We start from the raw sequence: 21,722 nt of genomic DNA, 5'->3' as shown, positions 1-21,722 counted from the left end.
GGGTCTCGCCTCCGCCGTGCCGAGGGCCGGGCCATGGGGCCCGGCCGGGGATCCAAGCTGCGCCGGAAGGGACTACCTCCCCGCGGGAGAACGGGTGAGCTCCACCGGCGGGCCCCGGTGCACCGGGGCGGTGGCACACAGCTGCGTGTCCTGCTCCTGGAGGTACGTGACGACGCCCATCCGCAGATAGCGTTCGGCGGCGTCGGCGGCCTCTCGTGCGCAACGCTTCCCCATGAGCACGCAGAGGGTGTAGCCCGAGTCCTCGAAGGTGGCCCGGACCGTGCGGTCGGCTGGGGAGGCGAGCATCACGCGCTCCCAGGCCCGGTACCGCCGCAGTTGCCGGGCGACTTCGGCCTTGGCCGGTAGCAGCATGGCGCGGTTCACCTTCCGTGGGGGGGGTCTCACTCATGGTGCACGTGCGACGACGCAGCGTCTTGTTGGATCTTCAACCATCGCGCATCGGACGGCGATCCAGCCGTTGATCTGCTCGTGTTGCACGAATGGCGTAGCGACCGCACGCTTGAGGTCACTCAGGAGCGATCACTGCTCACGCTGCGCGTTCGGGGCTCGGCCCGCCAGGGTCGAGGTGAAGGCGGAGCTTCGCCGGTGAGGAGCGAACGAAGATGAAGACCGCAGTGCCCTGCTACTACCACCTCGACGTGGAAGTCACCCCGGAACGGGTCGGCCAGGTCAAGCGAATTCTGGCCGCTCATCTCCGGTACTGGGATCTCGACACCCTCGTCGAGCCCGTCTGTCGCGGTGCCGAAATGCTGCTGAGGGCCATCGACGAGCACGCGACCGACAAGGAGACCTCGATCGAGATGTGGTGGAACGGCCAGCATCTGATCACCGCGATCGGTGACAACGACCGCGACCTGCGCCCGGACCAGGACCTGCGCAGCTGCCTGGCGCACATCGCCGCCATGAGCGACGGCTGGGGCTGCTGCGCCACCGAGACCGGCAGCAAGGTCATCTGGTTCTCGCAGCGCGCCCGCGCCGGCGAGCGTGTCCCGCTGGTGCCGACGGCCCCCGCGCCGAGCCTGCGCGAGGTGCTCCAGGTGCCCCGCGAGGAACCGGTCGTGGGCGGCGTCCTGGAGGACGCACGGTGACCGCGAAGCGCCGACGCACGGCAGGGGTGCCCGTCTGGAACGGGCACCCCTACCCGTTGGGAGCGTCGTTCGACGGCAAGGGCACCAACTTCGCGCTGTTCAGCGAGGTCGCCGAGTGCGTGGAACTGGTCCTCGTCGACGACGACGGCAGTCACCACAGCGTCCCGCTCGCCGAGGTCGACGGCTTCGTGTGGCACTGCTACCTGCCCGGGATCGGTCCGGGGCAGCGCTACGGCTACCGGGTGCACGGACCCTGGCATCCGGAACTCGGCCACCGCTGCGACCCGGCGAAGCTGCTCCTGGACCCGTACGCCAGGGCGGTGGACGGCGACATGGACAACGACCCCTCGTTCTACGCCCCCGAGGCCGACAGTGCCGGGCACACCCTGCTCGGCGTGGTCACGGACCCCGCCTTCGACTGGGGCGCGGACCAGCCGCCGCGCCGGCCGTACGCCGACACGGTCATCTACGAGACCCACGTCCGCGGCCTGACCCGCACCCACCCCGACGTCCCCGCCGAACTCCGCGGCACCTACGCCGGGTTGGCCCACCCCGCGGTCGTCGAACATCTGACGTCCCTCGGGGTGACCGCGGTCGAGCTGATGCCCGTCCACCAGTTCGTCCACGACGGCGTCCTCCAGGACCGCGGTCTGTCCAACTACTGGGGCTACAACACGATCGGCTTCTTCGCCCCGCACAACGGCTACGCCGCCCACGGCACCCGCGGCGGCCAGGTCGCCGAGTTCAAGTCGATGGTGAAGGCGCTGCACGCGGCCGGCCTCGAAGTGATCCTGGACGTCGTCTACAACCACACCGCCGAGGGCAACGAGAAGGGCCCCACGCTCTCCTTCCGCGGCATCGACAACGCCTCCTACTACCGTCTGGTGGACGGCGACTGGAGCCACTACTACGACACCACCGGCACCGGCAACAGCCTGCTGATGCGGCACCCGTACGTCCTTCAGCTCATCATGGACTCGCTGCGCTACTGGGTGACCGAGATGCATGTCGACGGCTTCCGCTTCGACCTCGCGGCCACGCTGGCCCGGCAGTTCCACGAGGTGGACCGGCTGTCGGCGTTCTTCGACCTGATCCAGCAGGACCCGGTGATCAGCCGCGTCAAGCTGATCGCCGAGCCCTGGGACGTCGGTGAAGGCGGCTACCAGGTGGGCAACTTCCCGCCGCTGTGGTCGGAGTGGAACGGCAAGTACCGGGACACCGTACGGGACTTCTGGCGCGGCCAGCCCGGCTCGCTGGGCGAGTTCGCGTCCCGGCTGACCGGCTCCTCCGACCTGTACCAGCGCAGCCGGCGCCGCCCGCGCGCCAGCGTCAACTTCGTGACCGCGCACGACGGTTTCACGCTGCGCGACCTCGTCTCGTACAACGACAAGCACAACGAGGCCAACGGCGAGGGCAATCGCGACGGCGAGAGCACCAACCGCTCCTGGAACTGCGGCGCCGAGGGGGAGACCCGCGATCCGAAGATCCTGGAGCTGCGCGCCCGTCAGCAGCGCAACCTCATCGCCACCCTGCTGCTGTCCCAGGGCATCCCGATGCTCAGCCACGGCGACGAACTCGGCCGCACCCAGCGCGGCAACAACAACGCCTACTGCCAGGACAACGAGGTCTCCTGGATCGACTGGCGGCTGACCGGCGAACAGCGTGATCTCGCCGACTTCACCCGCTACGTCGTCGCCCTGCGCGCCGCCCACCCCGCACTGCGCCGCCGCCGCTTCTTCCGCGGCGAGACCGTGACGTACGCGGGCCAGCCACTGCCCGACCTGGTGTGGTTCGCGCCGGACGCCCGCGAGATGACCGACGGCGACTGGATGCGCCCCGACGCGCACTCCGTCGCCGCCTTCCTCAACGGTGACGCCATCGCCGAACCCGACGCGTGCGGCCGTCCGGTGGTCGACGACTCCTTCCTGCTGCTGCTGAACAGCTACTGGGAGCAGGTGGACTTCCGGCTGCCGGAACCGGCGTACGGCGAACGCTGGACGACGCTGATCGACACCGCGCAGCCCCAGGGCGCGGACGAGGCGGAGCACAAGGCGGAGTCGGTGGTGAGCGTCGGGGCGCGCAGCCTGGTGCTGCTGTCGCGACCCTCGGCGAGCGCTCCGGTCAGCGGGCGGGACGCGACGTCACGGTGAACTGGGCACCGTCGGGGTCGCGCAGCACCGCCTCGTCGCCGGTCTTCGACAGGACACTGCCGCCGTGGATCTCCGCGGCGCGGGCGCAGGCGGAGACGTCCGACACGGCGAAGTGCACCTGCCAGTGCGGACGGATGGTCGGGTCGGGTGCCGCGCCGAGAGCGCCCGACTCGATCCGCGCCACGATCTCGCCCTGGCTGCGCAGTACGACCTCGCCGCCCTCGTAGGTGACCTCGCAGCACCCGGGACGGTCCGAGGCCCAGTCGAGGATCTCGCCGTAGAAGATCGCGGCGTCGAAGGCGTCGCGGGTGTGCAGCCGGATGAAGGCGGGGGACGCGCGCCGCCAGCTCTCCCAGTCGGAGAAGAGCTCGCCCTCCCAGATCCCGAAGGCGGCTCCGTCCCGGTCGGCCAGCAGCGCCGCCCGTCCCGGCGGGAAGGACAGCGGGCCCACCGCGGCGGTGCCGCCCCGTTCCTGCGCCCGGGCCACGGCCTCGTCGGCGCTGGCCACCGCGAAGTACGGCGTCCAGGCGACGGCCATCTGCCACATCGTGGCCACCGCGGCGATCCCCGCGACCGGCGTGTCGTCCACCACCGCCATCCGGAACCGGTCGCCGAGCTTGGCCGGCCGCCACTCCCAGCCCAGCACCGCGGTGTAGAAGCCCTCGGTGGTCTCCAGGTCGCGGCTGGCTAGGCTCACCCAGCAGGGTGCGCCGAACACGGAGTGCGTGGAGACGACATCCGTCGTCCCACGGGGAAGTTTCATGTCGTGATTCATGGCAGTCGCGTCCTGGTCTCGCCGGCCGGGCAGCCACAGGGCTGTCTCCAGTGTCCAACGGGAACTGTGCCGGGCGCCTGTCGAGTACCCGCGCGGCGCGCCCGAAACGACTGCGCAGGTCCGGTGGCATTGCGCCGGTGGAGTGAGCACCATGGAGCCGTGACCCCCGCATCGAGTGACTCTTCCGACGAGGCCGACCGCATCTTCGAACTGGAGGAGCAGGTCGAGCAGCTGAAAGAGGCTGTCGCCTCGCACGCCGTCGTGGACCAGGCGATCGGGATGATGGTGGCGCTCGGCCGGGTGACGCCGGACGAGGGCTGGGAGGTCCTGAAGGAGGTCTCCCAGCGGACCAACATCAAGCTCCGCAATGTCGCCGACCTCATTCTGATCTGGGGCCGGGACGGACGGATGCCCCCGGAGATCCGCGCCGAGCTGGAGGCCGCTCTCGACCGGCACGGCCCGACCCAGATCCCCGGGGCCCCCTCGGAGTGACCGCTCAGCGTGCCTCCGCCTCCAGTTCCGTGCGCAGCCTGGCGAAGCAGGCGCTGAGCAGCCGGGAGACGTGCATCTGGGAGATGCCGAGCAGCTGCGCGATGCTGCTCTGGGTCATCCCCTCGAAGAAGCGCAGGTAGAGGATGGTCTGCTCACGCTCCGGCAGGGCCAGGAGGCAGGGGGCGACGGACACCCGGTCGACGACCACGTCGTAGCCGGGGTCGGGGCCGCCGAGGGCGTCGCCGAGGGCGTAGCCGTCGGTGCCGGGCATCTCCGCCTCCAGCGACAGCGCGGAGTAGCACTCCAGCGCCTCCATGCCGGTGCGCACCTCGTCCTCGGTCAGCTGGGCGTGCTCGGCGATCTCGGCGACGGTCGGGACACGTCCCGGGATGGTCTGCGCCAGCTCCTTGGCGGAGCGCCGGACGCGGTTGCGCAGGTCCTGGACCCGGCGCGGCACGTGCAGCGTCCACATGTGGTCGCGGAAGTGCCGCTTGATCTCACCGGTGACGGTCGGGACCGCGTACGCCTCGAAGGCGTGGCCGCGCTCGGGGTCGTAGTGGTCGACGGCCTTGACCAGGCCGAGGGCGGCGACCTGGTACAGGTCCTCCAGGGACTCGCCGCGGCCTTTGAAGCGGACGGCGATCCGCTCGGCCATGGGCAGCCACAGGCGGATCAGCTCGTCGCGCAGGGCGCGGCGCTCGGGGCCGTCGGGCAGTTCGCGCAGGCGGACGAAATCGTCGGCGGTGTCGGGTGCGTCGTCATGCGGGTGCGGCTTCGTCCTGGTCGTGACAGGCATCGTGCGCACCTCCTCAGCGGGGTGCCGGCGGGACGGACACCATGGGAGGAGGTCTGCGCGGACGACAGGCGGAGGTCGCCGGGGCCGAGGAGCGGCTCCCATGGACGTGCCTCCTGTCCGAAGCACATAAATGCGAATTCCCGCTACAAACCGATCCAAACACGTCGCGGCCGCGGAGCTCGCCTCGGCCTTGACCGTCCTTTGGGTTCATTACCTCTGCTACAGAGCTAATCTCGATGGTGTGGAGCACGAGACCTTTCCGGAGGAGCTGGCCGACGCGCTCGTCGGGGTCCAGCGGCTGATCCGGCGCCGGCTGCGCCGGGAGATGCCCGCGCCGCCACTGCGGGGCGCCGAGGTGGAGCTGCTGCGGCTCGTCGTGGCCCGGCCCGGCATCCGCATCTCGGACGCCGCCAAGGACCTCTACCTGGCGGGCAATTCGGTGTCGACCCTGGTCAACCAGCTGGCCCGGCAGGGCTATCTGGTGCGCGAGACCGACCCCGCCGACCGGCGGGCGGCCCGGCTGCTGCCGACCCCGGCGGCCGAGGCCCGGCTCGTCGCATGGCGCCGGCGCCGCGCCGACCTCGTACGCCAACAGCTCGCCAGGCTCGCCGAGGCGGATAGGGAGGCGCTGGTCGCGGCGGTCCCGGCGCTGCGGCTGCTGGCCGAGAACCTGCGTGAGGAAGGGGAGGAGCCATGACACCGGACGCTGTCGCCTGCACCGGGCTCGCGTACGCCTTCGGCGGCACCCGCGCCGTGGACGGACTCGACCTGACCGTGGCCGAGGGCGAGGTCTTCGGACTGCTGGGGCCCAACGGCGCGGGCAAGACCACCGCCATCCGCTGCATCACCACCCTGCTGCCGGTACCGGCGGGCATGGTCCGGGTCTTCGGGCACGACACCGCCGGGGACCGGATGGCCGTACGACGTCTGCTCGGCTACGTGCCGCAGCAGCTGTCCGCCGACCAGGGCCTCACCGGCCGCGAGAACGTCGCCCTGTTCGCCCGCGTCTTCGACGTGCCCCGCCGCGAGCGCGCCGCACGCGTCGCACAGGCCCTCGCCGCCGTCGACCTCACCGACGCCGCCGACCGGCTCGCGGGGACCTACTCCGGCGGCATGGTCCGCCGCCTCGAACTCGCCCAGGCCCTGGTCAGCGCACCCCGGCTGCTGATCCTCGACGAGCCGACCATCGGCCTCGACCCGATCGCCCGCACCGGGGTGTGGGAGCACATCAACGCCGTCCGCGCGGCCACCGGGATGACCGTCCTCGTCACCACCCACTACATGGACGAGGCCGACCAGTACTGCGACCGCGTCGGCCTCATGCACCACGGCCGCATCCGCGCCCTCGGCACCCCCGAAGAACTGCGCCAGGGCCTCGCCGCCCGCCGCGGCACGACCACCCTGCCCACCCTCGAGGACGTCTTCCGCGAGGTCGCGGGCAGCGGTCTCGACGACGAGTCAGGAGACTTCCGCGATGTCCGAAGCACCCGCCGCACCGCAGGCCGCGTCGGCTGACGGCATCGGCCTGCTCCTCCAGGCGCCCCGGCCCCGCGCGGGCTGGCGGCTGCTGCCCGCCCGGGTCGGCGCGATGTGCGCCGTGGAACTCCAGAAACTGCGCCATGACCGCACCGAGCTCTACACCCGTGCCGTCCAGCCGGCCCTCTGGCTGCTGATCTTCGGCCAGACCTTCACCCGCATCAAGGCGATCCCCACCGACGGCATCCCCTACATCGACTACCTCGCGCCCGGGATCATCGCCCAGTCCGCGATGTTCATCGCCATCTTCTACGGCATCCAGATCATCTGGGAGCGCGACGCCGGCATCCTCAACAAGCTCCTCGTCACCCCCACCCCGCGCTCGGCGCTGATCACCGGCAAGGCCTTCGCGGCCGGCGTGAAGTCGCTCGTGCAGGCCGTGGTCGTCGTCCTCATCGCCGCCGTGCTCGGCGTCGCCCTGACCTGGAACCCGCTGAAGCTGCTCGGCGTCGCCGCCGTCGTCGTCGTCCTCGGCTCGGCCTTCTTCTCCTGCCTGTCGATGACCATCGCCGGCATCGTCCTGAGCCGCGACCGGCTGATGGGTTTCGGACAGGCCATCACCATGCCGCTGTTCTTCGGCTCCAACGCCCTCTACCCGCTCTCCGTCATGCCGGGCTGGCTCCAGGCGGTCAGCAAGGTCAACCCGCTCAGCTATCAGGTGGACGCGCTGCGCGGCCTCCTCCTCGGCACGCCCGCGCATCTCGCTCCCGACTTCGCGGTGCTCCTCGTCGCCGCCGCGCTCGGCATCGCCGCGGCCTCCTCACTGCTCGGCCGGCTCGCTCGCTGATCTTGCGCACCGACGTGATGTGCGGCACGCCCGAGCACGGCCCGAGGAGCGCTCCGGGCGGATTCTTCCTGCGCACGGCATGATCGCTGATCAAAGGGGGTGAATGGGCTGGCCACAGCGCATTCTGCTCATTTGACAGTGCACTGAGCACACAGATAGGAAGCAGCTCTCTGAGGGTGGAGAGGTGGATCGTGTACGAGCCGAACGTGGTCGGGGACTGGCAGGAGTACGAGGAGCATGCCGGTCTGCGTGTCCGCGTCCACCGCCTGGAGGCCGCGGAGCCACCACGCGGACGGGACGACGCCGCCGAGGGGCTCACGTACTTCTGTGTGCGGGTGACGATCGAGAACCGCGGTGCCCGGCACTCCACGATCCATCTGGAGGACGGTCAGATCGACGTGCGGATCGGCCCCGACGGCGAGAGCGCCTTCATCGACTGGCGCAACTCGCAGTTCATCGAGGGCTTCGACGTCTACCCCCTGCGCCGGGCCACCGCCGTGCTCTACGCGGCCGGACCGGAGGCCGCGCTGAGCCAGGTCGACGTGCAGATCCAGCTGCGCGTCGACGACGACTGGGCCGACCGGCGGCTGTGGGCGGGCGGCATCGGTCTGCTCGACGGGGCCGTGCAGCCGGGGGCGGCCCGTGAGGGCCTGGCCTGCCAGGTCAGCAACTTCCTGCGGGACCAGGCCGAGGAGGGCACCGCCTGACCGTCGCCCCGGTCAGTGCGGAATGCCGTCGATGATCTCGCGGGCGCCCTGACGCAGCAGCGCGACGGCCACCGACGTGCCGAGCGTGGCCGGGTCGAGGCGGCCCGCCCACTCGTGGGCGTTCAGCCTGGTCTTGCCGTCGGGCGTGAACACACAGGCCCGCAGCGACAGTTCGCCGCCGCGGTCCACGCGCGCGTACCCGGCGATCGGGCTGTTGCAGTGCCCCTGCAGGACGTGCAGGAACATCCGCTCCGCGGTGGCCTCCCGATGCGTGTCCGGGTCGCCGAGACCGCTGACCGCGTCGATCAGGTCGGTGTCGCCCTCCCGGCACTGCAGGGCGAGGATGCCCGCGCCGATCGGCGGCATCATCGTCTCGGGGGAGAGGATCTCGCTGATCACGTCCTCGCGGCCGATGCGCTCCAGGCCGGACACCGCGAGCAGCAGCGCGTCCGCGTCCCCGGCCGCCAGCTTGGCCAGCCGCCGGTTGGCGTTGCCGCGGAACGGCACGCACTCCAGATGCGGGTGCGTGGCGGCCAGTTGGGCGACCCGGCGCACCGAGGAGGTGCCGATCCGCGTCCCCTCGGGCAGCTCGTCCAGCGTGAGCCCGCCGGGATGGATCAGCGCGTCCCGGATGTCGTCGCGCTTGAGGAACGCGGCGAACGTCGTGCCGGCCGGGAGCGGCCGGTCGGCCGGCACGTCCTTCACACAGTGCACCGCGAGATCCGCCTCGCCCGCCAGCAGCGCCGCGTCGACCTCCTTGGTGAACGCCCCCTTGCCCTCCACCTGGGACAGGTCGCCCAGCCACTTGTCACCGGTCGTCTTCACCGGCACGACCGCGGTGCGCACACCTGGATGAAGGACGCCCAACTCGGCGCGGACACGCTCCACTTGGGCCAGCGCCATGGGCGAGTCGCGGGAGACGATACGGATCAGCTCGGGCACGGACATGCGGGACACGATAGACCCTTCCGGTGGACGGTCCGTGCCGTACCGGTGGGATCAGACCAGCGGATCGCTCATCTCCACCGCGCGCAGCGCCGCCGCCAGCGCCTGCTCGTCGCCGACGTCCAGGGCCGTGTCGGCGAGTTTGATGACGTGTTCGTCGCCGTGCGCGAGGGCGCGTTCCAGGACCTCCTCGCCGGTGAGACGGGCCGGTGGCGTGTAGGCGACCGGTTCGACCGGGCCGTACATCGCGGTCACCGCCGCGGACGCGGTCCACGCGGCGTGCAGGCTCGGTGCCCACAGGTCGCGGGGGAGTGAATCGAGGGTGCGCAGCACGGCGTTGGGGGCCGTGGCCGCGTGCACGAGCATGGTCGGCTCGCCGTGGCCGTGGGTGGCGTAGCGGTGGGTCGCGGCGTGCACCAGCTCGGTGAGGCGGACGCGCGCGGTGTCGGGGTCGGTCACGTCGTCGGCCCAGACGGGGAGTTGATGCACGGCGGCCAGACGCTTGCGGAAGCCCACGTTGCCGGGCGCGATGGCCGGTACGGCGTCCAGGGCCTGGGCGGCCGTCGGCGCACCCGGCACCGTGGTGATGCCGGTGAGCGGCTGGTGCCGTGCCGCCCAGTAGCCGAGGGCGTGCGCGAACTCCGCGACGCGGGGCGGGGTCTCGGCGGCTTCCAGGGCCCGTACGGCGTGGCCGACGCGGATGACGGTGTGCGTGGCGCCGCCGTACAGGCCGGACAGCAGCCGCGGCCACCAGGTCGCGAGGACGTCCCGCCAGGGCCGCTCGGCGAGCATCCGGGCGTAGTAGTCGGTCCAGTCCGCTATGCGGCGCGGATCGCCCAGCGCCTCGGCCCAGTTGACGTCCGTGACCGGCTCCCAGCGGTCCGGGAAGTCGTCCAGCCTGTCCTGGTAGAGGTCCAGCCAGCGGTGGACCGCGCCTGTCTGTCCGTGCGTCGCCAGTGCCTCGACGACCATGGGGGCGTGGTTCGTGAGCCAGCCGTCGAACTCCGGGCCGGCGGCGTGGACCCGTTCGAGGGCTTCTTCGAGGTGTCCGGTCGTGGTCATGATCGGACCGTATGCCGGGCGCGAGGGTGCGGTGATCGGGCGCGGGACGGAATCCCGGCGGTGCGTGGGACCTAGGTCCCACGCCCGAGGACCGTACTGATCAGGCGTTCGGGTCGAACGCGATGCCGGACGGCTTGGCCGAGCTGAGGTGCGCGGCGAAGTTGGCGTCCTTCAGGCCGAAGTTGGCGCTGCCGAAGTCGTAGGCGCTGAGCTTGTCGCGCAGGGCCGTCGACGGGTAGCCGTTCCAGCCGACCAGCGGCGGGTACTGCCAGGTGCCCTTGGCGTTCTCCGGCGGCTCGTCGCCCGAGCCCGCGAGCCGGAAGCAGTGGGTGCTGATGCCGTCCTTGTGGTAGACGACCTTCGCGTGGGTGCCCTCGAAGCGGACACTGGAGGCGGCACTCACCGTGAACGAGCCGTGGTTGGACGTCGACACGTACTGGACCGTGCCGTTCTGCACCCAGATCACGACGTGCTCCCAGTCGTGCCGGTGGCCGCCGATGCTGCTGTTCGCGAGGGCCTGGTCCTTCTCGAAGTACAGGCCGTACAGGTAGGCGCACCAGCCGTTGTTGCACTTGTAGCGCGAGTAGGTGTTGGTGTTGTTCAGGTCCGAGAGGTCGTGGCAGTCGCCGCTGAGCGAACCGGTCGGCTTGAGGCCGCCGTTGATGGTGCCGTCGGGACCGATCGCCGATGAGGAGTAGCAGCCGTCCGTGTCGTAGTCGAAGGCGGGCTGGTACGTGTACTCGGCGGCCTCGGCGTTGCTCGGCAGCGCCGCGGGCGGGGCGGCCAGGGCCGTGCTGGGGAAGGCGAGCACCAGGGCGGCGGCGCCGGCCGCGCCGATCGCCCATCTCTTGCGGTGCGTTCCGGAAGGATTCGACGACACTGCGTCCTCCTTTTGGTGCGGGCGCAGCCCAACGGCTGTGGGGGAGAGGGAAGTTGGGGGTTCCACTTCCCGGGCCAGGACAGCTTCCCGGCTTTTCATGTCCGCGCCAAGAGGTCGTAAGCAACTCACAGGTAACAACAGTCCGAACGCTTGGATGGCGTCCGGGATCTCAGACGGAATCGTCCGGTAGGTCGGCGGCCGACTCCTCCGGGGTGAGGTCCGGCCGCAGGCGCAGCCAGGACGGTTGGCGCAACAGGCCCGCGCGGGTGCGGGTGCTGTAGCGGACCTCGCCGACCAGCCAGGGCAGCACCCAGTGGGCGCCGGCGACCCGGGGCGCCGGGCTGAAGGGGCAGGTGTCCGTGGCGGCGGCGTCCAACAGCCCGGCGAGGTGGGTCCGTTCCGCTTCGCTCCACCCGGTGCCCACGCTGCCGACGTACCGCAGTCGCCCGGCGGCTCGCTGGCCCACCAGGACCGCGCCCGGCAGGCCGGTGAGCCGCCCCTTGCCGGGCAGCCAGCCCCCGACGATCACGTCCTCGCTGTGCATGTTCCGGATCTTGATCCAGGCGCGGGAGCGCACCCCCGGTTCGTACACCGAGTCCAGCCGCTTGCAGACGAGGCCCTCCAGGCCGTGGGCGCGCGTGGCTTCCAGGGCCTGGGCGCCGTGCCCGACGAGGGCGCCCGGCGTGGACCAGAACGGACCGTCCAGGCCCAGTTCCTGAAGCTGTGAGCGCCGGCGTACGTAGGGGAGGGCGATCATGGGCCGGCCCGCCAGGTGCATCACGTCGAACAGCACCAGGTGCACGGGCGTTTCGGCCGCCTTCCGCGCTGCCCGGGCGGGCGCGTGGGCCAGCCCCATCCGGGACTGGAGCAACTGGAAGTCGGCACGGCCCTGTGCGTCGAGCGCCAGGATCTCGCCGTCGAGGACGGCGGACCGGCGGCCGAGCGCGTCGCCCAGCGACCGCAGTTCGGGATAGGCGGCGGTGATGTCCTCCCCCGACCGGGCGCGCAGCGTCACGCTCCCGTCCCCGGCCAGGTAGGCCACGACACGCTGGCCGTCCTGCTTGGTCTCGTAGGCCCACCGGGCGTCCTGCGCGGCGGGCGGCAGGGTGCCGGGGGTGGCCAGCATGGGCGGGATCAGGGGGAGGCTCACGGCTCAGTTGTCGACGGGCCTGCGCCCCGGCACGCCCGCCGACGAGCTGTTTCGCCTGAACGGCGGCCGGCGGGCCCGCCTCAGATGATGCCGCCGTTGGCCCGCAGCACCTGCCCGTTGACCCACCGTCCGCCCGGGCCGGTCAGGAACGACACCACGGCGGCGATGTCCTGCGGGGTGCCGAGCCGCTCCAGCGGGGGCTGCGCGGCCAGCCGGGCGACCGTCTCCTCGTCCTTGCCGTTCAGGAAGAGGTCGGTGGCGGTCGGGCCGGGCGCCACGGCGTTGACCGTCACGTCACGGCCGCGCAGTTCCCGCGCGAGGATCAGCGTCAGCGCCTCGACCGCGCCCTTGCTCGCGGCGTACGCGCCGTAGCCGGGGAAGGCGAGGCCGACCACCGATGACGAGACGTTCACCAGAGCCCCGCCCGGGCGGAGCCGGCGGGCGGCCTGCTGGTCGACGGCGAACGTGCCGCGGATGTTGGTGCGGTACAGCGCGTCGAGGTCGGCAAGGTCCAGCTCCGCGATCGGGGCCAGCGGCATCCGGCCCGCCGCGTGCACCACGGCGTCCACGCCGCCGTACACCGTCTCCGCCTGGTCGAACAGGGCGGCGACCTCGGTCTCGTCGCCGACGTCCGCGCGGGCGGCGAAGGCGCTGCCGCCCTCGGCCTCGATCTCGCGCACGACCTCGTCGGCCGCGTCCTTGCTGCCCGCGTAGCCGACCACGACGGCGAAACCGTCGGCGGCGAGCTGCTTGGCGACCTGACGTCCGATGCCGCGCGAGCCGCCGGTCACGATCGCGACGCGCTGTCCGGTGCCGGGTTCGGTGGTGGTCATGATGGCTCCCTCATGAGTTAGCAACGCTACGTTCATCTCGTAGCGACGATAACACGGGACCGTAGCGATGCTATTCCCCATTCGTATCGCCGCTACGGATGGCGTACCGTGCACCCATGGACGCGAGGGAAAAGATCCTGGAAGCCGCCGCGAAGCTGCTGGCCGAGGCGCCGGCCGCCGAGGTCTCGACGCGAGCCGTGTGCGAGGCGGCCGGGGTCGGGGCGCCGATGCTCTACCGGCTCTTCGGCGACAAGGCGGGACTGCTGGCCGCCGTGGTGGACCGGGGCTTCGAGCAGTACCTCGCCTCCAAACGGGCGGCCCGGCCCGGTGACGATCCCGTCGCCGACCTCAGGAACGGCTGGGACAACCACATGCGCTTCGCGCTCGACCACCCCCACCACTACCGGCTGATGTACTCGCCCGAGCTGACCGTCCCGCCCGCCGCGGCGCGCGAGGCCCACGCCCTGCTGCACGCGATCCTCGAACGCTGCGCCGCGGCCGGACGCCTCACCGTCCCGCCCGCTGTCGCCACACAGGTGATCATGTCCGCCAACGTCGGGGCGGCACTGTCCATGCTCACCCGGCCCGAGCAGTACCCGGACCTCGGGTTCTCGACGCGGCTGCGCGACGCGGTGATCGACTCGCTGACCCGCTCGGCGGCGCCCGCGCCGCCGGACGGCGTGCCGGTCGCCGCCGCCACCCTCGCGGCCCGGCTGCGCGCCGCGCCGCCGAAGACGTTCACCGCGGCGGAGTCGGGCCTGCTCCAGCAGTGGCTGGAGACCCTGGCGGAGGGCTGAGTCGGCTGGGCGGCGCGACCTCCATGAGCCCCGACCGGTAGGCGATGACGACGAGTTGGGCGCGGTCCCGGGCGCCCAGTTTCGTCATCGCGCTGTGGACGTGGGTGCGTACGGTCAGGGGACTGGCCACCAGCCTCTCGGCGATCTCCTCGTTGGAGTGCCCCTCGGCCACCCACGCCATCACCTCGCGCTCCCGTGCGGTGAGCGCGGCCAGGTCCCCCGGCATCGCCGCCGGGCTGCCCGGGACCGGGGCGGCCAGGAACCGTGTGATCACCGTGCGGGTGGCGAGCGGCGACAGCAGGGACTCGCCCGCCGCCACGGTCCGCACGCCCGCCAGCAGCGCGTCCGCGGTGACGTCCTTGCCGAGGAAGCCGCTCGCTCCGGCCCGCAGGGCCTGCGCCACGTACTCGTCGATCTCGTACGTGGTGAGGATCAGCACCCGGGTGTCCCTGAGCTCGGGATCGGCGCAGATGGCGGACGTGGCGGCGAGACCGTCGGTGCCGGGCATCCGGATGTCCATCAGGACCAGGTCGGGACGGTGGGTGCGGGCGAGGCGGACGGCCTCGTCGCCGTCGGCGGCCTCGCCGACCACCTCCATGTCGTGGCAGGAGTCGACGAGGATCCTGAAGGTGGCCCGCAGCAGGGCTTGGCCGTCGGCGAGGAGTACGCGGATGGTCATGGGGTCCGTTCTTCCGGTTCCGGTGCGGTGGGGGGCGTGGTGGGGGACAACGGGGGGCACCGCCTGCTCGGCAGCGAACAGGACCATCATCCAGACCGGGACCGGCCGACGCGGGGACGCGCCCGGGGACGGACCCCGCGGGTCGCGGATCCGGCCGGAATCGTGAACGGCGCACGTCGACGCGGCTCACCGTCCCGGGCGGACGCGAGACCGCTGAGGCCCTCTGACGTGCTGTTGCGTAGGCTTCCCCCGCGGTACGACAGCACGGCGGAACGCCGGCGCGGCGAACGGAAGGCGACGATGGCGGCAGACAGGGCGGTACGGGCGGAGCAGGTCAGCGCGACGCGGGAGCTGATCCTGACGGCGGCCGAGCGGCTGTTCGCCGAGCGCGGCGTCTACGCCGTCTCCAACCGCCAGGTCAGCGAGGCCGCCGGACAGGGCAACAACACCGCCGTCGGCTATCACTTCGGCACCAAGGCCGACCTGGTGCGCGCCATCATCCGCAAGCACGCCGCGCGCATCGAGGAGATCCGCGTCCGGCTGCTGGCCGGGATCGGCGACTCCACGGACGTACGGGACTGGGTGGACTGCCTGGTGCGCCCCGTCCCCGAACACCTGGCCGCGCTGGGCAGCCCCACCTGGTACGCGAGGTTCTGCGCCCAGGTCGCCACCGACCCGGCCCTGCACCAGATCATGGTCGAGGAGTCCCTCGCCTCGCCGTCGCTGCGGCAGATCGTCGAGGGAGTCAGGCGCTGTCTGCCCGAGCTGCCCGCCGAAGTCCGCGCCGAACGCGGGGAGATGGCCCGCCATCTGATCCTGCACGTCTCCGCCGAGCGCGAGCGGGCGCTGGCCGACAACAGCCCCACCCCGCGGGCCAGTTGGCAGGCGGCCGCCTCCGGTCTCGTGGACGCGGTCGTCGGAATGTGGCTGGCACCGGTGACGCCGGAGCGCCCACAGCAGATTACTTGAGTTACGCAACGAGATGGTAAAGTGGCTCGTATGGCCACACCACCGCGCCCCGAGATCGCCGACACCCCCGCGTCCGCGGAAGTCGTGGAGATCGAGCGCGCGCTGAACCGCATCACGTACCTGAGCACGCGTGCCCGGCAGCACGAGCGGCTCATGGCCCTGGCCGGGGTGCCGCTGGACCGCGCCGCCGTGGCGCTGCTGCGGCAGGTCGCCGACTCGGAGCCGCTGCGGCCGGGGGAGCTGGCCAACCGGCTGGGTGTGGAGGCCTCGCATGTGACCCGCACGGTGCAGCAGCTGCAGAAGTCCGGCCATGTCACCCGGGTCCCCGACCCCGACGACCGGCGCGCCCACCGCATCGAGCTCACCGGCGCCGGCCGCCAGGCCGTCGCCCGGGTCCGGGCGGCGGGCGCCCGCGGCATGATGCTCGCGCTGGCGGACTGGTCGCCGGAGGAGCTGGGACAGCTCGCCACGCTGTTCCACCGCATGGTCGACGACTTCCTGGCCTACGCCGTCGAGGAGGAGCCGGACCCGGCGGGCACGACCTGAACCTCGGGGCCCGGCTCCCGCAGCCCGCACAGCAGCGGCAACGCGATGAGCGGGCCAGCGCGATCCGGAGGGGCGTGGCACCCACAACCGGCGTTCCCCGTAAGGGAAGAGGCCGCCGTACGACCTGTTTGTACGGTCCAGTAATATCCCGCGGCAGACCCCCATAGGAGGAACCGTGCCGCGGTCCCAACGCTCGCCCCTGCTGCTCGCCGGCCTGCTGGCCACAGCGGGTGTCGCCCACTTCGCCAACCCCCGCCAGTTCGACGCCCTCGTCCCCCGCGCCCTGCCGGGCGAGCCGCGGACCTGGACGTACGCCAGCGGCGCCGTGGAGCTGGCGCTGGCCGCCGGGGTGGCGCTGCCGCGGACCCGGCGCACCGCCGCGCTCGCCACGGCCGCGTTCTTCGTCGGGGTCTTCCCCGCCAACGTGAAGATGGCCGTCGACTGGCGCGACCGGCCCGCCCCGCAGAAGGCCGCCGCCCTGGGACGGCTGCCGCTGCAACTTCCCCTCGTGCTGTGGGCACGCAACGTCGCGAACAACGGAAAGGGCCGGGCATGAGCAAGGTGATAGCGGTCGGTGACACGATCGAGGACTTCGAGCTGCCGGACGAGACCGGCACGCCCCGCAGCCTGACCTCGCTGCTGGCGGACGGGCCGATCGTGCTGTTCTTCTACCCGGCCGCGATGACCCCCGGCTGCACCGCGGAGGCCTGCCACTTCCGCGACCTGGCCGCCGAGTTCGCCGAGGCCGGCGCCCGCCCCGTCGGCATCAGCGGGGACTCCGTGGAGCGCCAGCAGGAGTTCGCGGGCGCCCACTCGCTCGGCATGCCCCTGCTGTCCGACGCGGACGGGACCATCCGGGAGCGGTTCGGCGTGGCCCGCGGCTTCTCGCTGGCCCCTACCAAGCGGGTCACCTTCGTCATCGCGCAGGACCGCACCGTCCTGGAGGTCGTGCGCAGTGAGCTGCGGATGAACACCCACGCGGACAAGGCCCTCGCAGCCCTGCGGGCCCACCGGAAGTGACGCCCGGGTCCCGAAGGCCCCATCGCGGTTGATGCGGTGCGGCAAAGGGACCATCCTGGACGACATGGAGCACGCCTCCGCCGCGGCGATCATCGACGCCCGCGGCACGGTGACGGGGTGGAGCGACGGTGCCCGGCGACTGACCGGCTACCCGGCCGAGGAGGCTGTGGGGCGGCCGGTGCGTGAGCTGCTCGCCGAGGACCCGCCGCCCGAAGCTGTGGCCACGCTGGCCGGCACCGTCGTACTGCGGCACCGCGACGGATCGTCCGTCGCCCTGCGCGTCACGGCGTGCCCCGTGCTGGGCGAGGACGGCGGCCCCGCCGGACACGTGATCACCGTCGCGTCGCCCGAGGACCGCGAGCCCTCCCTGGCGGAGCGGGCCTTCCAGCAGGCCTCCATGTCGTTGTCCGTGTTCGACACGGGCCAGCGCTATCTGCGGCTCAACGAGGCCTCCTGCCAGGTGATGGGGGTGCCCGCCGAGACCCTGCTGGGCCGGTACTTCATGGACACCGTTCTGGACGTCGGGTACAACCGGGGATTCCTGCGGCATCTGGAGCAGGTCATCGAGACGGGCAGACCGACCCGCTACGAGAGCTACGCGCACGCGCCGTCCTCGAACCGGGAGCACGCCTGGACCACCGAGATGTGGCCGGTGCGGGACGCCGACGGGAATCTCGTCGGAACCGGCATGGCGGCCTTCGACAGCACCGAGCAGTACTGGGCCCGCCAGCGGCTGGCCCTGCTGAACGAGGCGGCCGCCGCCATCGGCACCTCCCTTGACCTCGTGCGCACGGCGGAGGAGCTGATCGGGGTCGTCGTACCCCGGTTCGCCGACTTCGCCAGCGTGGACCTGTTCGACTGGGTCCTCGGAGCCGAGGAAGGGCCGGCGCTGACCGACACGGAGGTCCCGCTGCGCCGCGTCGCCCACGGCTCCCGCACCGGGGGCACCCCCGAAGCGGCCGTGCACCTGGGCGAGATGGACTTCTATCCCTCGTTCTCACCGCCCGCCCGGGCGATACGGGAAGGGCGGGTCATCGTCAGCCAGGCCGGCGAGCCCGCCTTCATGCGGTGGGTCGCGGAGCGCAACGCGCGCGCCCCCGCCGGACAGCGCCACCGTGCGGGCGTCCACTCGATGATGGCGGTACCCCTGCGGGCCCGCGGCACCACCCTCGGAGTGGCGGTCGTCGTCCGCATCAGCCAGTCCGACGACTACGGCCCCGACGACGCCGTGTTCGCCGAGGAACTCGCCAGCCGGGCCGCCGTCTGCGTCGACAACGCCCGCCGCTTCGCCAGGGAACGCACCACCGCGCTGGCCCTGCAGAACAGCCTGCTGCCCAAGGGCCTGCCCGGACAGGCGGCCGTCGAGGTCGCCCACCGCTATCTGCCGTCCGGCTCCCTCGCGGGCATCGGCGGCGACTGGTTCGACGTGATCCCGCTCTCCGGCGGCCGTGTCGCCCTCGTCGTCGGCGACGTGGTCGGCCACGGCATCTCGTCCTCGGCGACGATGGGCCGCCTGCGCACGGCCGTGCGCACTCTCGCCGACGTCGACCTGCCGCCCGACGAACTCCTCACCCACCTCGACGACCTGGTCACCCACCTGGGCGCCGACGACAGCGACGACGAGGTCGCGGAACTCGGCGCGACCTGTCTCTACGCCGTCTACGACCCCATCTCGCGGCGGCTCACCTTCGCCGCCGCCGGTCACCCGCCGCCCGCCCTCGTGCTGCCCGACGGCACCGCGGAGTGCGTCCCCATGATCGCGGGACCCCCGCTCGGCGTCGGCGGCCTGCCCTTCGAGGCCGGCGAGGTGGAACTCCCCGAGGGCGCGATCGTCGCCCTCTACACCGACGGCCTCGTCGAGGACCGCGACCGCGACATCGACCACACGACGAGCGAACTGTGCCGGGCCCTGACCGCGCCCGCCAGCTCCCTCGACGCCCTGTGCGACACGATCCTGAAGGCCGTCCTGCCGGAGGAGCCCAGCGACGACGTGGCCCTGCTGCTGGCCCGCACCCGGGCGCTCGGCGCCGACCGCGTCGCCACCTGGGACATTCCGCCCGACCCGGCCCAGGTGGCCCAGGCCAGGCAGGCCGCCACCGAGCAACTGACCGTGTGGGGACTGGACGAGGCGGCCTTCGTCACCGAACTCGTCGTCAGCGAGCTCGTCACCAACGCCATCCGGTACGGCGAACCGCCCGTCCAGCTCCGGCTGATCCGCGACCGGACCCTCATCTGCGAGGTCTCCGACGGCAGCTCCACCTCGCCGCACCTGCGCCGCGCCCACGCCTACGACGAGGGCGGGCGCGGACTGCTGCTGGTCGCCCAGCTCACCCACCGCTGGGGCAGCCGGCAGACCGGCTCCGGCAAGACGATCTGGGCCGAACAGCCCCTGCCCCCGGGCTGATCGCCGGGACCCCTCACTGGAAGGGGCAGCCCGGGTTCGGCACGTCCTCGGAGAACGGCGAGCCGTGCGGCAGCACGTACAGCACCTCCAGGACGAGCGGGGTGTCGCCGAGGTTGCGCCCGAGGTGGATGTCGCTCGGCCCGCCCGGCTCGCGGACGACGGTGCCCTGGGTGTAGACGCCGTCGACGGCGCAGTCGGAGTGGTAGTGCGTGAGCGTGCCCTGCTTCACGTACCCGTACACGACACCGTCGTGGAAATGCCATCCGGTCGTCTGGCCGGGCGGCACGGTGATCTCCCGGACCGTGTAGTCGGTGCCGCCCACGGTCTTCTGGGCGATCAGCTTCGCGGTGACCCCGGGACCCGGCGGGGTCGCGCGGGCGACGGTGCCCCCGGCGAGGGCGGTGACCAGGGCCAGCGTCCCGGCGGTGGCTACGCGGAGCGGGGTGCGCATACGGGGGCCTCCAGAGGCTCGGGCGGACGATCACGGCGTACCGCTGCGAACATAGAGGCAGAGAAGGGCAGTTGGGGGCGGATTCAGCAGACTGTCATCAGCCGTTCCCGGCGAACTGGGCGGGCGTCCGGGTCAGCCGTTCCCGGCGACCTGGGCGAGCGTCCGGCCGGAGCGGACCGAACGGGCGCGCCGCGGATCGGGGGTGCCCTGCCGCCGGGCGTGATCCGCGGAGCCCTTCACCAGCAGCCAGGACTCGTCCTTCCCGGTGCGGAACCGGGTGAGCGCGTACTCGCCGCGCAGCTTCTCCCCGTGCAGCCGGAAGGTGGCGTGCCCGTGCTCCAGCGACTCCGCGAAGTCGACGGGCCGCCCCTTCCGGTCGTGGCTGAGCGGCTCGTACGTCCCGCGGTCCCACACGATCACGGTCCCGCCGCCGTACTCGCCCCGCGGGATCACCCCTTCGTACTCCTCGTACTCCAGCGGATGGTCCTCGGTCGGCACGGCGAGCCGCTTGTCCCGGGGATCGCCGGACGGCCCCTTGGGCACCGACCAGGACTTCAGTACGTCGCCCACCTGCAACCGGAAGTCGAAGTGCAGGGTGCTCGCGTCATGGATCTGCACGACGATCCGGGGTGCGTCGCCCGAGGGCGCCTGCCGCCCCCGCGGTTCACCGGTCCGGCCGAAGTCCCTCTTGCCGTGGTAGTCCCGCAGCGGGTCCCGCTCAGCCATCCGCGACTCCTTCCGTCCGGCCGCACGGAGTACCTGTGGTTCGCACCGGGTACCCCGTGGGCTCAGAACTCCTCGTGCGTCTCCGGATCGCCGCCCTGTCGCACATGCTTGCGGTCGGCGATCGCCGCCAGCTGGTCCGGGTCCAGCTCGAAGCCGAAGACGTCGAGGTTCGCGCGCTGCCGCCCGGGGTCGGACGACTTCGGGATGGGCACCGCGCCGAGCTGGGTGTGCCAGCGCAGGACCACCTGGCCGGGTGTCACCCCGTGCGCCTCGGCGATGCCGGCCAGCACCGGGTCGTCCCGCAGGTCGGCACGGCGGCCCAGCGGACTCCAGCTCTCGGTGACGATGCCCTTCGCGGTGTGGAAGGCGCGCAGCTCCTGCTGCGGGAAGTGCGGGTGCAGTTCGATCTGGTTGACGGACGGCAGCACGCCCGTCTCCTTCTCCAGCCGCTCGATGTGCTCCGCCGTGAAGTTGGAGACCCCGATCGACCGCACGAGACCGTCCTCGCGCAGCTTGATCATGGCCCGCCAGGAGTCCACGTACTTGTCGACGCGGGGGAGCGGCCAGTGGATGAGATACAGGTCGACGTAGTCCAGGCCGAGACGCCGGCGGGACTCCTCGAAGGACGCCAGGGTCTCCTCGTACCCGTGGTGGCGGCCCGGGAGCTTCGTGGTCACCACGACCTCCTCGCGCGGGACCCCGCTGCGGGCTACGCCGAGGCCGACTCCGGCCTCGTTGCGGTAGTTCGTCGCCGTGTCGACCAGGCGGTAGCCCAGGCGCAGGGCCTCGGTCACCGCCCGTTCCGCGTCCGCGTCGTCCAGGGGCCAGGTGCCCAGGCCGATCGCCGGGAAGCGCGTGCCGTCGTTGAGTGTGTGTACCGGGACGTTGCTCACTGCCGGACCTTTCCC

25 protein-coding genes are annotated in these 21,722 nt (G+C 72.0%); 13 read left to right on the top strand and 12 right to left on the bottom strand.

Translation table 11 applies throughout. From position 1 onward, the window contains the following. Nucleotides 1–72: 72 nt before the first annotated feature. A complete protein-coding gene (locus tag CRP56_RS03060; RefSeq protein WP_097259898.1) occupies nt 73–372 on the bottom strand; it encodes a DUF5133 domain-containing protein in 300 nt (99 codons plus the stop codon). A 251-nt stretch (nt 373–623) separates the two neighbouring features. Between CRP56_RS03060 and CRP56_RS03055 the strand changes: the two genes are divergently transcribed. Then, nucleotides 624–1,109, top strand: coding sequence for a pep a2 (locus CRP56_RS03055; protein WP_097259896.1), 486 nt, complete (start codon nt 624–626; stop codon nt 1,107–1,109). After that, entirely contained in the window at nt 1,106–3,259 is a 2,154-nt protein-coding gene (glgX, locus tag CRP56_RS03050) for a glycogen debranching protein GlgX (protein WP_179850938.1), read from the top strand. The genes CRP56_RS03055 and glgX overlap by 4 nt, the downstream gene beginning before the upstream one ends. Here the strand turns inward: glgX and CRP56_RS03045 are convergent. Then, nucleotides 3,231–4,034, bottom strand: a complete 804-nt coding sequence (locus CRP56_RS03045; RefSeq protein ID WP_097259894.1) for a VOC family protein — start codon at nt 4,032–4,034, stop codon at nt 3,231–3,233. The two genes, glgX and CRP56_RS03045, sit on opposite strands and share 29 nt — an antisense overlap. A 159-nt stretch (nt 4,035–4,193) precedes the next feature. Here CRP56_RS03045 and CRP56_RS03040 point away from each other — a divergent pair, with 159 nt between their 5' ends. Then, the gene (locus CRP56_RS03040; RefSeq protein WP_097259891.1) at nt 4,194–4,526 is read left to right on the top strand and encodes an ANTAR domain-containing protein; all 333 of its coding nucleotides are present in this window, start codon (nt 4,194–4,196) and stop codon (nt 4,524–4,526) included. 4 nt (nt 4,527–4,530) lie between these two features. Here CRP56_RS03040 and CRP56_RS03035 read toward each other — a convergent pair whose 3' ends face one another. Then, a complete protein-coding gene (locus tag CRP56_RS03035) occupies nt 4,531–5,322 on the bottom strand; it encodes a SigB/SigF/SigG family RNA polymerase sigma factor (protein WP_097259889.1) in 792 nt (263 codons plus the stop codon). 241 nt (nt 5,323–5,563) lie between these two features. Between CRP56_RS03035 and CRP56_RS03030 the strand changes: the two genes are divergently transcribed. From CRP56_RS03030 to CRP56_RS03015, 4 genes are all read left to right on the top strand, one after another. Continuing rightward, nucleotides 5,564–6,019 (top strand): MarR family winged helix-turn-helix transcriptional regulator, encoded by a 456-nt coding sequence (locus CRP56_RS03030; protein WP_097259888.1) that lies wholly within the window; start codon nt 5,564–5,566, stop codon nt 6,017–6,019. Next, nucleotides 6,016–6,837, top strand: a complete 822-nt coding sequence (locus CRP56_RS03025) for an ABC transporter ATP-binding protein (RefSeq protein ID WP_097259886.1) — start codon at nt 6,016–6,018, stop codon at nt 6,835–6,837. Before CRP56_RS03030 ends, CRP56_RS03025 begins: the two co-directional genes overlap by 4 nt. Continuing rightward, entirely contained in the window at nt 6,797–7,645 is an 849-nt protein-coding gene (locus CRP56_RS03020) for an ABC transporter permease (RefSeq protein ID WP_097259884.1), read from the top strand. Before CRP56_RS03025 ends, CRP56_RS03020 begins: the two co-directional genes overlap by 41 nt. Nucleotides 7,646–7,836: 191 nt before the next feature. Next, nucleotides 7,837–8,352 (top strand): hypothetical protein, encoded by a 516-nt coding sequence (locus CRP56_RS03015; protein ID WP_097273666.1) that lies wholly within the window; start codon nt 7,837–7,839, stop codon nt 8,350–8,352. A gap of 12 nt (nt 8,353–8,364) precedes the next feature. Here CRP56_RS03015 and hemC read toward each other — a convergent pair whose 3' ends face one another. The 5 genes from hemC to CRP56_RS02990 all read right to left on the bottom strand — a co-directional run bounded on the left by hemC (nt 8,365) and on the right by CRP56_RS02990 (nt 13,222). Next, entirely contained in the window at nt 8,365–9,300 is a 936-nt protein-coding gene (gene hemC / locus CRP56_RS03010; protein ID WP_097259882.1) for a hydroxymethylbilane synthase, read from the bottom strand. A gap of 51 nt (nt 9,301–9,351) precedes the next feature. Further along, on the bottom strand, nt 9,352–10,359 hold the full coding sequence (locus CRP56_RS03005; RefSeq protein WP_097259879.1) for a questin oxidase family protein: 1,008 nt from the start codon (nt 10,357–10,359) through the stop codon (nt 9,352–9,354). A gap of 100 nt (nt 10,360–10,459) precedes the next feature. Further along, on the bottom strand, nt 10,460–11,239 hold the full coding sequence (locus tag CRP56_RS03000; RefSeq protein WP_097259878.1) for an NPP1 family protein: 780 nt from the start codon (nt 11,237–11,239) through the stop codon (nt 10,460–10,462). Nucleotides 11,240–11,408: 169 nt separating this feature from the next. After that, entirely contained in the window at nt 11,409–12,389 is a 981-nt protein-coding gene (gene ligD / locus CRP56_RS02995; protein WP_097259876.1) for a non-homologous end-joining DNA ligase, read from the bottom strand. A gap of 80 nt (nt 12,390–12,469) precedes the next feature. Beyond that, nucleotides 12,470–13,222, bottom strand: coding sequence for an SDR family oxidoreductase (locus CRP56_RS02990; RefSeq protein WP_097259874.1), 753 nt, complete (start codon nt 13,220–13,222; stop codon nt 12,470–12,472). Between the two features lie 116 nt (nt 13,223–13,338). On the opposite strand from CRP56_RS02990, the gene CRP56_RS02985 reads away from it, so the two are divergent. Beyond that, nucleotides 13,339–14,019: a TetR/AcrR family transcriptional regulator gene (locus tag CRP56_RS02985; RefSeq protein WP_097259872.1), complete on the top strand. Its 681-nt coding sequence runs from the start codon at nt 13,339–13,341 to the stop codon at nt 14,017–14,019. Here CRP56_RS02985 and CRP56_RS02980 read toward each other — a convergent pair. Continuing rightward, on the bottom strand, nt 13,961–14,698 hold the full coding sequence (locus CRP56_RS02980; RefSeq protein WP_097259870.1) for a response regulator transcription factor: 738 nt from the start codon (nt 14,696–14,698) through the stop codon (nt 13,961–13,963). The genes CRP56_RS02985 and CRP56_RS02980 overlap by 59 nt on opposite strands. A 300-nt stretch (nt 14,699–14,998) precedes the next feature. On the opposite strand from CRP56_RS02980, the gene CRP56_RS02975 reads away from it, so the two are divergent. The 5 genes from CRP56_RS02975 (at nt 14,999) to CRP56_RS02955 (ending at nt 19,637) form a co-directional block, all read left to right on the top strand. Next, on the top strand, nt 14,999–15,667 hold the full coding sequence (locus CRP56_RS02975) for a TetR/AcrR family transcriptional regulator (protein ID WP_097259868.1): 669 nt from the start codon (nt 14,999–15,001) through the stop codon (nt 15,665–15,667). 30 nt (nt 15,668–15,697) lie between these two features. Continuing rightward, nucleotides 15,698–16,213, top strand: coding sequence for a MarR family winged helix-turn-helix transcriptional regulator (locus CRP56_RS02970; RefSeq protein WP_097259867.1), 516 nt, complete (start codon nt 15,698–15,700; stop codon nt 16,211–16,213). 175 nt (nt 16,214–16,388) lie between these two features. Next, nucleotides 16,389–16,769, top strand: a complete 381-nt coding sequence (locus CRP56_RS02965) for a DoxX family protein (protein WP_097259865.1) — start codon at nt 16,389–16,391, stop codon at nt 16,767–16,769. Then, complete coding sequence (locus tag CRP56_RS02960) at nt 16,766–17,233, top strand: peroxiredoxin (protein WP_097259864.1); 468 nt, start codon at nt 16,766–16,768, stop codon at nt 17,231–17,233. Before CRP56_RS02965 ends, CRP56_RS02960 begins: the two co-directional genes overlap by 4 nt. A 64-nt stretch (nt 17,234–17,297) precedes the next feature. Continuing rightward, a complete protein-coding gene (locus tag CRP56_RS02955; protein ID WP_097273664.1) occupies nt 17,298–19,637 on the top strand; it encodes a SpoIIE family protein phosphatase in 2,340 nt (779 codons plus the stop codon). Between the two features lie 13 nt (nt 19,638–19,650). Here the strand turns inward: CRP56_RS02955 and CRP56_RS02950 are convergent, their stop codons facing one another. From CRP56_RS02950 to CRP56_RS02940, 3 genes are all read right to left on the bottom strand, one after another. Then, complete coding sequence (locus CRP56_RS02950) at nt 19,651–20,088, bottom strand: cupin domain-containing protein (protein WP_097259862.1); 438 nt, start codon at nt 20,086–20,088, stop codon at nt 19,651–19,653. Nucleotides 20,089–20,220: 132 nt separating this feature from the next. Continuing rightward, entirely contained in the window at nt 20,221–20,814 is a 594-nt protein-coding gene (locus CRP56_RS02945; protein WP_097259860.1) for a DNA polymerase ligase N-terminal domain-containing protein, read from the bottom strand. A 62-nt stretch (nt 20,815–20,876) separates the two neighbouring features. Then, the gene (locus tag CRP56_RS02940) at nt 20,877–21,707 is read right to left on the bottom strand and encodes an aldo/keto reductase (protein ID WP_097259858.1); all 831 of its coding nucleotides are present in this window, start codon (nt 21,705–21,707) and stop codon (nt 20,877–20,879) included. Nucleotides 21,708–21,722 lie beyond the last annotated feature (15 nt).

Origin of the sequence: Streptomyces sp. TLI_55, from assembly GCF_900206255.1 — a bacterium.
Classification (GTDB): Bacteria; Actinomycetota; Actinomycetes; order Streptomycetales; family Streptomycetaceae; genus Streptomyces; species Streptomyces aquilus.
The sequence above is the reverse complement of the archived record's forward strand: the minus strand, read 5'-3'. Positions and strand labels throughout refer to the sequence as shown.